This is a genomic window from Okeania sp. SIO2C9 (assembly GCF_010672455.1).
Lineage (GTDB): Bacteria > Cyanobacteriota > Cyanobacteriia > Cyanobacteriales > Microcoleaceae > Okeania.
The window spans coordinates 1-1,172 of sequence record NZ_JAAHGO010000271.1; the positions used below are offsets into that span (position 1 = coordinate 1).

The 1,172-nt window shown below is 33.1% G+C and carries 1 protein-coding gene; it reads right to left on the minus strand.

Translation table 11 applies throughout. The features are described 5' to 3' along the window. Positions 1–283: 283 nt before the first annotated feature. On the minus strand, positions 284–1,172 hold an 889-nt coding region (locus F6K23_RS40945), incomplete at its 5' end, for an IS4 family transposase (RefSeq protein WP_293166998.1).

Sequence of the window (1,172 nt, forward strand, 5' to 3'; positions counted from 1 at the left end):
GCTCACGGGGTGACGAGCGCCTCAAAACTATTGTTGGATAAGGGTTGCAAGAATTAAACCTTTGTAAAAAATCAAGATTTTTCTGCCTAAATAATGATAATCATTATTGGGAGGGGAGTAGTTGAGCTTCGCTCAACTACTCCCCCTATACAGGTTGAATAATGAATCAATCTAAGCCAGCTCAGAAAACTTAATTGAGCTTTAATTACAAAATTTTTAAGCATCAATTAAAAATTTCAGCTCTTGAATAAATTGTCACATTTACCAAATAATTAATTGTTAATTAAATAATTCGTAGGTTTGACATCGCTCTTAATCCTCTTTGATAATTCGGCTTTTTCTGAGGATTAAAATTCATTATAGCTTGGACAATATCAACTAAATAATCCCAAGCTATGACCCACAGTTCGCCATACATACCTACCCAAAAGTTGCTATGCCTCCTCTCTTTTCTATCTGCTTCTTGTAAGGGACAAATATAGTCTTGATAACCAGTTTTTTTGATATTTTTACCTCGATAACATGAACAGGTATAAGCAATAGCTATAAGTAAAACTAAATTGGTCAGGCGCTCTGTATTAGCTTGACTACCCTCCAAATTATATCCTCCAGTTTTACAATCTTTAAACATTGCTTCAATGCCCATTCTCGACCGATATATTTTGAGAACTTCATCTAAGCTTTCAAGATTTGTCAACAAGTACCAAGGCTCTTTTTCCATCTTTTTTCTATACTTTCTTTTCCAATAAGCAACTAAATTAAAACGTCCAAATCCTTTTTTATTAGTCAGATTAATGTTACTTAAAAATATTTTAGTCCCGGGAGCCACAGGTAAATTACTCAATGGCTGGTATTTTCGACCTGGTTTTCTATAATTAGTATCTTGTTTTTGTCTGAAAATAAAATTGATTTTTTGAGTCTTGGCTCTAGTTTTTAACCAGTGTGATAACTGGACACCATGGAACTCTCTATCTCCAATAATTACCAATTGATATTTTTTCAACAAGCGTAAAACTGGTTTAATAAGTGCCTTTTGTTCTAGGAAATTGGTAGCTCCTTTTTTCTCTAAAACTTGCCAATAAATAGGTAATGCTCGTTTTTTGTAAATGACAGCAATAACGAAGATATTGTGACTTTTCCATTGTGTTCTATCTAGAGTGAGAATTAATTGA